Source organism: Microvirga sp. (assembly GCF_014699075.1).
Lineage (GTDB): Bacteria > Pseudomonadota > Alphaproteobacteria > Rhizobiales > Beijerinckiaceae > Microvirga.
This window is the reverse complement of the sequence record NZ_JACXAB010000011.1, coordinates 129,947-137,566: the sequence shown is the minus strand read 5'-3', so window position 1 is coordinate 137,566 and position 7,620 is coordinate 129,947. Positions and strand designations below refer to the sequence as shown.

Genomic DNA, 7,620 nt, shown 5'->3' with positions numbered 1-7,620 from the left:
GTGACGCGTTGAGCTGACTGGTACTAATCGCTCGATTGGCTTGATTGCTCTCATGATCACTGTCCGTGATCATTTTTAAGTTGGCCTCAGACGCCGGCGGGAACGTCCGTTCCCTTGGCTGTTCGCCGAATGATCGGCGGCGGCCGGTCGGCCTTGCGGAACCTGACGGTTCCGGGGGGCGCCAACTTTGACAAGAAAGACCTTTGACCTTGGAGCTGCAAAGTTCCGGGTGGGGCCCCTGGCCCCCTTGCCTGCTGTTTGTCCTTCGCCGGTCCGGTGATTTGAGCGAGGAGCTAAAGAACCCGATCCCATCTCGAACTCGGCCGTTAAACTCCTCAGCGCCGATGGTACTGTGTCTCAAGACCCGGGAGAGTAGGTCATTGCCGGGCCTGCCAAGGACAAACACAAACAAGCCTCTTTACAATCTCAACGCATCTCGCGGCGCTTCTTCATCAAGGGCGCCGCGTTTGCATTTGTAAGCGACCGCTTGCAGCTGCAGAGTTCGCCTTCAAAGCCTGCTTTGAAGGCCATCATTGACGCGGGGTGGAGCAGCCCGGTAGCTCGTCAGGCTCATAACCTGAAGGTCACAGGTTCAAATCCTGTCCCCGCAACCAACACACAAAACCCCTGGACGCACCAAGCGCCAGGGGTTTTTGCTTGTCGAGCACCAGTCAATCAGAAACAGGGAAAACGGCCCCCACCAGAGCCGTAGACGAAGACAGAATTCCCGCTAGAGTGGGGCAGAGCCGTATCAGAAACGGTCTATCCTTCACGAGGGGAGTACATGTTCATGACAATGACACGCCGCGACTTGGCCAAGACGGGCCTCGGACTGGGTGCTGCAGTGGCTCTGGGCCGGAGCGCTTTCGCCCAGGCACCGGCTTTCTTCCGTATTGGCACGGGTGGGACGGCCGGTACGTACTACCCGGTCGGCGGGCTAATCGCCAATGCCATATCCAATCCGCCTCGCCTCGTCCTGACGGCCCAGGCTTCCAATGGCTCAGTGGCCAATGTGAACTCCATCGCCTCGGGGGCTCTCGAATCCGGCTTCAGTCAGGCTGATGTGGCCTATTGGGCCTATAGCGGAACGGGCCTGTTCGAAGGCAAAGGCAAGATGGAGGATCTCCGACTTCTTGCCAATCTGTATCCTGAAAGCATTCACCTCGTGGCGGCGAAGTCCGCCAACATCAAATCCGTGGCCGATCTCAAGGGCAAGCGCGTCTCCCTCGACGAGCCGGGCTCGGGCACGCTGGTCGACGCCCGGATCATCCTCTCCGGCTGGGGATTGAAGGAGACGGACGTGAAGGCCGACTTCCTGAAGCCCAACCAGGCAGCGGAGCGCATGCGCGACGGTGGCCTCGACGCTTTCTTCTTCGTCGGCGGCTATCCCACGAGCGCCATCACGGAACTCGCCGCGACGGGCGGAGGCGTTGAGATCGTGCCATTGTCGGGAGCCGAGGCTGACGCGATCCGCAAGCAGTACAGCTTCTTCGCAGCCGACGAGATCCCGGGCGGCACCTACAAGGATGTCGGCGCGGTCAAGACGCTCGCGGTGGGGGCCCAGTGGATCACTTCGGCGAAAGTCCCGGAGGCTGTTGTCTACGATGTTGTGAAAGGCCTGTGGAGCGACAAGACCCGCGGCGCGCTGGATGCCGGACATGCCAAGGGCAAGCTGATCCGCAAGGAAAGCGCGCTCGCCGGCGCCGGCATCCCGGTGCATCCGGGCGCAGAGCGCTTCTACAAGGAAGCCGGTCTCCTCAAGAGCTGACCGACGACAGCCTAATTTCCAGCCTCCCGCGACAGCCGCCGCGGGAGGCGCTTTGTTTTTTCCCTGCGAGAATGCCATGACCGCCACCCCCGCCGACATGATCATCGAGAGCCGCAGCCTCGAGGAGAAGTTCGATCCAGAGATGCGCTTCAGGCCCTTGCCGACGGGGACCGCATGGCTTGTCGCGGGCCTGCTTCTCGCCCTCTCGTTCTTCCACTACTACACGGCGGGCTTCGGATTGCTGCGCGAGGCGACCCATCGCGGCATCCACATGGCCTTTGTGCTCGGCCTGATCTTCCTCGTCTTCTCGGCCTCGAAGAAGGATTATGAGCGGATCGCCCCGTCGAACTGGTGGCGGCCGGGCAGCATTTCCCTTGTCGATTGGGGGCTCACCATCGCGGCAGCCGTCGCCAGCCTCTACGTTCCATGGATTTTCAACGAGCTGGCGTTCCGCGTCGGCAATCCGTCAACGACCGACGTGGTCATGGGCACGATCCTGATTGTCGTGCTGCTGGAGGCAACGCGCCGCTCGGTCGGCTGGCCGCTGCCGGTCATCTCGATCTTCGTGATGCTCTATGCGTATTTCGGGCCGTCCATGCCGGGCATTCTGCAGCATCCCGGCGCGTCGTGGTCCAACATCGTCAACCACCTCTACCTGACGAGCCAGGGCATCTATGGCATCGCCCTGGGAGTTGTTGCCACTTACGTCTTCCACTATGTGCTCTTCGGTGTGCTGGCGACGCGGGTGGGGCTGGGCAAGCTGTTCATCGATCTCGCCACCGTTGTCGCGGGACGCTTTGCGGGCGGGCCCGCGAAGGTCTCGATCTTCGGCTCCGCCCTGTTCGGGATGATCTCCGGCTCCTCCATCGCCAACACCGTGACGGTGGGTTCGCTGACGATCCCGGCCATGATCCGGGTTGGCTACCAGCGCCATTTCGCGGCGGCCGTCGAATCGGCGGCTTCCACCGGCGGTCAGATCACGCCGCCGATCATGGGCGCGGCCGCGTTCCTGATGGTCGAGTTCCTCAACGTTTCCTACCAGACCGTGATCCTGGCCGCGATCGTGCCGGCGTGCATGCATTTCTTCGGTGTGTTCATGCAGGTCCATCTCGAGGCCAAGCGCGCCGGCCTGAAGGGCTTGCCGGCGGAGGAACTGCCGAACGCTGCCAAGGTCATCCGTGAGGGATGGCAGACGATCATGCCGCTGGCGGTTCTGCTGATCGTGCTGTTCTCCGGATTTACGCCTTATCTCGCGGCCTTCTGGGGCATCACCGCCTGCCTCGTCGTCGGCGCCTCGCGGGTGCCAGCTATCACCCTTGGCTTCCTCGCTGCCGTCATTGCAGGCATCGCCCTAGGCGTGCTCACGCAGCTCATCTTCGTGGGACTGGTGCTCGCGTTCGTGCTGGCGCTCCTCGTCTATACCTATCTCAGGAGCGAAGCCGGCAAGGCGGTGGTGTTCGACCTGATCGACGCCTTCGTGGTGGGGGCGAAATACGCCATCGGCGTGGGCGCGGCCGCGGCCACGGTCGGCATCATCGTCGGCATCGTCACGCTCACGGGGGTAGGCTTCAAGATCTCCTTCATCGTCACGTCGTTTGCGGCTCAATTGGCGCAAGGGTTCATGGATCTGGTGCCGGCTGGCCTTGCCGACCTGAACGCCATGACGCTGTTCTTCACCCTGCTGATGACGGCCATCGTCTGCATCCTGCTGGGCTGCGGCGTGCCGACGACGGCGAACTACATCATCATGGTGACGGTCGCGGCGCCGGCGCTCGGTCTTCTCGGCGTCCAGCCGCTCGTGGCGCATTTCTTCGTGTTCTATTACGGGGTGCTCGCCGACATCACGCCTCCGGTGGCGCTGGCGGCCTATGCGGGTGCCAGCATGGCGGGGGCCGATCCGTTCAAGACCGGCAACACGGCTTTCCGCCTCGGGCTCGGCAAGGTGCTGGTGCCGTTCGTCTTCGTCTACGGTCCCGCCATGCTGATCGTCACGCCCGAGTTCACGTGGCCCGGTTTCTTCTTCGTCACAGGCGGCGCCGTCATCGGCATCATGTTCCTGTCGGCAGCCTTTGCCGGTTTTGGGCTCACTGTGATGCGGACCTGGGAGCGCTGGCTCATCGGCCTGGCGGCTCTGCCCATTATTGCTCCCGATCCGGAAACAACCCTGATCGGCCTTGCCATGGCGGCTCCGGTCGTCGTGTCCCAGATCCTCAAGGCTCGAACAGCCATTGTGCCGAAGCCCGCCTGAAGGTGACGGGCGTTGCTGCGTACCCTTGCTCTTTGGAGAACCTGAACCATTCGGCGGCGCTCCCGTTGTTCTTGGCTTGGTTCAATGATCGCAGGAGGGCCGCATGGTCGATTACCGGAAACTGTTGGATGCATTCATCGGAGCCATCGGCCGCCCCGATCAGCAGAATCCGGGGCAACCGGCTCAAGGAGGCGTGCGGCAGCAGGTCGAGAGGAGCGTAACCCAGGTCACCGGTCAGTCGCCCGATCAGCTCCTGCAGAAGGCCAAGGATTTCGCCACCCAGCATCCGGGCCTGACCCAGACGGCTCTCGTCGGCTTGGCCGGTCTCCTGTTCAGGGGGCGCAAGAAGAGCAAGCTGACGGGCAATCTGGTCAAGCTCGGTGGTCTCGCGGTGATCGGCGGCCTAGCCTACAAGGCCTATCAGAACCAGCAATCGGTCAAAGGCATCGCCGGCGGGGCAGGTGCCACGGCCATCCCGACCATGGGCGGAGTACAGGCTGCTGCGGTGGAGACGCCTGCATCCCAGCCGGACGAAGGGGTCGCGGAGTCGGCCCTCAGCGTGCCGGAAACCTCGCGCTTCCATCCGGTGTCGCAGACCGAGGATGATGCGCTCCTCTTCCTGCGCACCATGGTGGCGGCTGCGGCGGCCGACGGGCAGATCGACGATGCGGAGCGGTCGCGAATCACCAAGGGACTGATGGAGGCAGGCATCGATCCGGATGCCACCCGTTGGCTCGATACCGAGATGGCCTCTCCCGCCGACGTGGACGAGCTTGCCGCCAATGTGAATGATCCGGAAAAGGCCGCTCAGGTGTACTCGGCCGCCAGAATCGCCATCGATCCCGACACGATCCAGGAGCGCGAGTTCCTGAACCAGCTGGCCGAGGCGCTCGATCTCGATTCGGTTGTGAGATCCCAGATCGACAACACGGCAGGCGCGCTGAGCTGAGGCGCCTATAGCGGCGCGGTTTTCCCCAAGGGCTTGATGCTCTGGTACTTCATGGTGCTCTGTGCTCCGCCTCTTTCGTCATAGCGCTTGGCCAGAATGAAGCCGAGCTCAGGCGAGTAGAGATCCGTGTGCTCGGACGTGACCTTGCCTGTTGCGTTGAGGTAGCGGTTGCGAACGATCAGCACATTGTAAGAGCAGGTGCCGAGCTGCATCTGCTCCTGGCCTGTGACCGTCAGCTCGAGCGAAATCAGGGCCCCCACCTTGTCGGGCTGAGCCGGCGCATAGGTGAGGGCACGGCGGGCTTTCAGCTCAAGCGGAAAGACCGTGCGTATGTCGGACACGGGAATGTTGATGCTGCGGGCCGTGTCATCAAAGCGGCTTATGGGGAAGAAGCCCCGGTAGTAGATCACATTCTGTGTCTTCCCGCCGGGATAGGAATTCACCACGTGGACAAAATTATCTGACGAAGGCCGAACTTCGGCTCTCGTGCCCTGGCGCTCCAGGATAAAGCCGAGCTTCGCCGTCTGGGCGTTGGGACAGTCGTCGGCATAGGCCGGACCGGCAAGCTTGGCCGAGATGATCAGGAGGAGGGCAAGTCGAAGCATCGTTTTTTCATGGAGCGGAGTAGGGGGCTCCAAACGCGAAGCCATTGAGACTTGCAATAGCATAACAAGTCGTCGCCTGCCAGAAGAGGATGCGGGACCTCCTCGGAAAGGCTTGACGGGAAGTTTCTCGTGAGGCGAGGACGACTTTTGTCAAAGGGATGGTTGATCTCGGCCGCCGCTCCGGATCAAATACCCGTCAATTCGGTCACCGATCCAAAAGGACATCAAGAATGGCTGAGAGGCCTCACCGTCGTACTCCCGATCAGCTTCGCTCACGGCTCTGGTTCGACAATCCGGACAATCCGGGCATGACCGCGCTGTATCTGGAGCGCTACCTGAACTTCGGCCTCACGGGCAAGGAGCTGCAGGGCAAGAAGCCGATCATCGGCATCGCACAGACCGGGTCTGATCTGTCGCCCTGCAACCGGCACCACCTGGATCTCGCCAAGCGCGTGCGCGACGGCATCACGGCGGCCGGCGGCGTCGCCTTCGAGTTCCCGTGCCATCCGATTCAGGAGACCGGCAAGCGCCCGACCGCCTGCCTCGACCGAAACCTCGCCTATCTCTCCCTCGTCGAGGTGCTCTACGGCTATCCGCTTGACGGCGTCGTCCTGCTCACCGGCTGCGACAAGACCATGCCGGCTTGCCTGATGGCAGCGGCGACGGTGAACATTCCTGCGATCTCGCTCAATGTCGGGCCAATGCTGAACGGCTGGCACCAGGGTGAGCGCACCGGCTCCGGCACCATCGTGTGGAAGGCGCGCGAGCGTCATGCGGCAGGCGACATCGATTACCAGCAGTTCATCGACATCGTCGGCTCGTCGGCGCCATCCGTCGGCCATTGCAACACCATGGGCACGGCCTCGACGATGAATGCATTGGCCGAGGCGCTCGGCATGTCCCTGCCGGGTTCGGCGGCGGTGCCTGCGCCTTACCGTGAACGCGGTCAGATGGCCTATGAGACGGGCCGCCGCATCGTCGACATGGTGTGGGAAGACCTGAAGCCCTCCGACATCATGACCCGCGAGGCGTTCGAGAACGCCATCGTGGCCAATGCGGCCATCGGCGGCTCCACCAATGCGCCGGTCCACATCAATGCGATCGCCAAGCATATCGGCGTCCCGCTCGATTGCGACGATTGGGAGCGCATCGGTTTCGAGATCCCGCTGCTCGTGAACGTGCAGCCTGCGGGCGAATATCTCGGCGAAGAGTATTATCGCGCGGGCGGCTTGCCGGCCGTGCTCGCGGAGCTGATCGGCGCGGGCAAGATCCACGAGGATGCGATCACCTGCACCGGCACCACCATCGGCGAGAACTGCCGCGGCAAGCACACCTGGGACCACGACGTGATCCGCTCCTACGACAATCCGTTGAAGGAGAAGGCAGGCTTCCTGAACCTGAAGGGCACGCTGTTCGATTCCGCGATCATGAAGACGAGCGTGATCAGCCCGGAATTCCAGGAGCGTTATCTCAACAACCCGAAGGATCCGAACGCCTTCGAGGGCCGCGTCGTGGTGTTCGACGGCCCGGAGGATTACCATCACCGCATCGACGATGCGTCGCTCAACATCGATGAGCACACGATCCTGATCATGCGCGGCGCTGGTCCTGTGGGCTATCCGGGCGCCGCGGAAGTGGTGAACATGCAGCCGCCGGGCGCACTGATCAAACGCGGTGTTCTCTCGCTGCCCTGCATCGGCGATGGCCGCCAGTCCGGCACATCCGGCACGCCGTCGATCCTCAATGCATCGCCGGAGGCTGCCGTGGGCGGCGGGTTGGCGCTGCTGCAGTCGGGCGACCGCATCCGCATCGATCTCAACAAGCGCACCGCCGACATTCTCCTGTCGCCGGAAGAGCTGGAGAAGCGCCGCGCCGATCTCGAAGCCCGGGGCGGCTATGCCTATCCGGCGAGCCAGACGCCCTGGCAGGAGATCCAGCGCTCCATGGTCGACCAGCTCTCCGAGGGCATGACCCTGAAGCCCGCCGTGAAGTACCAGAAGGTTGCGCAGACCTTCGGCGTGCCGCGCGACAATCACTAGCCAGCAGCGAG

The 7,620-nt window shown here is 62.9% G+C and carries 5 protein-coding genes, 1 tRNA gene and 1 rRNA gene; 6 read left to right on the top strand and 1 reads right to left on the bottom strand.

All coding sequences use genetic code 11. The features are described 5' to 3' along the window. Positions 1-272 precede the first annotated feature (272 nt). From rrf to IC232_RS17170, 5 genes are all read left to right on the top strand, one after another. Positions 273-389 (top strand): 5S ribosomal RNA (gene rrf / locus IC232_RS17190). A 148-nt stretch (positions 390-537) separates the two neighbouring features. Beyond that, positions 538-614, top strand: a tRNA-Met gene (locus IC232_RS17185). Between the two features lie 176 nt (positions 615-790). Then, positions 791-1,768, top strand: a complete 978-nt coding sequence (locus IC232_RS17180; protein WP_190846198.1) for a TAXI family TRAP transporter solute-binding subunit — start codon at positions 791-793, stop codon at positions 1,766-1,768. A gap of 76 nt (positions 1,769-1,844) precedes the next feature. Further along, entirely contained in the window at positions 1,845-4,016 is a 2,172-nt protein-coding gene (locus IC232_RS17175; RefSeq protein ID WP_190846197.1) for a TRAP transporter permease, read from the top strand. A gap of 103 nt (positions 4,017-4,119) precedes the next feature. Further along, positions 4,120-4,965, top strand: a complete 846-nt coding sequence (locus tag IC232_RS17170) for a tellurite resistance TerB family protein (RefSeq protein ID WP_190846196.1) — start codon at positions 4,120-4,122, stop codon at positions 4,963-4,965. A gap of 5 nt (positions 4,966-4,970) precedes the next feature. On the opposite strand, the gene IC232_RS17165 is transcribed toward IC232_RS17170, so the two are convergent. Further along, the gene (locus tag IC232_RS17165; RefSeq protein ID WP_190846195.1) at positions 4,971-5,570 is read right to left on the bottom strand and encodes a hypothetical protein; all 600 of its coding nucleotides are present in this window, start codon (positions 5,568-5,570) and stop codon (positions 4,971-4,973) included. Between the two features lie 230 nt (positions 5,571-5,800). Between IC232_RS17165 and IC232_RS17160 the strand changes: the two genes are divergently transcribed. Continuing rightward, positions 5,801-7,609 carry an IlvD/Edd family dehydratase gene (locus IC232_RS17160; protein ID WP_190846194.1) on the top strand — a complete coding sequence of 603 codons (1,809 nt, stop codon included), beginning with the start codon at positions 5,801-5,803 and terminating at the stop codon, positions 7,607-7,609. Positions 7,610-7,620: the final 11 nt, after the last annotated feature.

What these genes read in the sequence shown, in the direction of transcription:
- IC232_RS17180 (WP_190846198.1), top strand. Translation starts at nt 791, where the DNA reads ATGACAATGACACGCCGCGACTTGGCCAAGACGGGCCTCGGACTGGGT.
- IC232_RS17175 (WP_190846197.1), top strand. Translation starts at nt 1,845, where the DNA reads ATGACCGCCACCCCCGCCGACATGATCATCGAGAGCCGCAGCCTCGAG.
- IC232_RS17170 (WP_190846196.1), top strand. Translation starts at nt 4,120, where the DNA reads ATGGTCGATTACCGGAAACTGTTGGATGCATTCATCGGAGCCATCGGC.
- IC232_RS17165 (WP_190846195.1), bottom strand. Translation starts at nt 5,570, where the DNA reads ATGCTTCGACTTGCCCTCCTCCTGATCATCTCGGCCAAGCTTGCCGGT.
- IC232_RS17160 (WP_190846194.1), top strand. Translation starts at nt 5,801, where the DNA reads ATGGCTGAGAGGCCTCACCGTCGTACTCCCGATCAGCTTCGCTCACGG.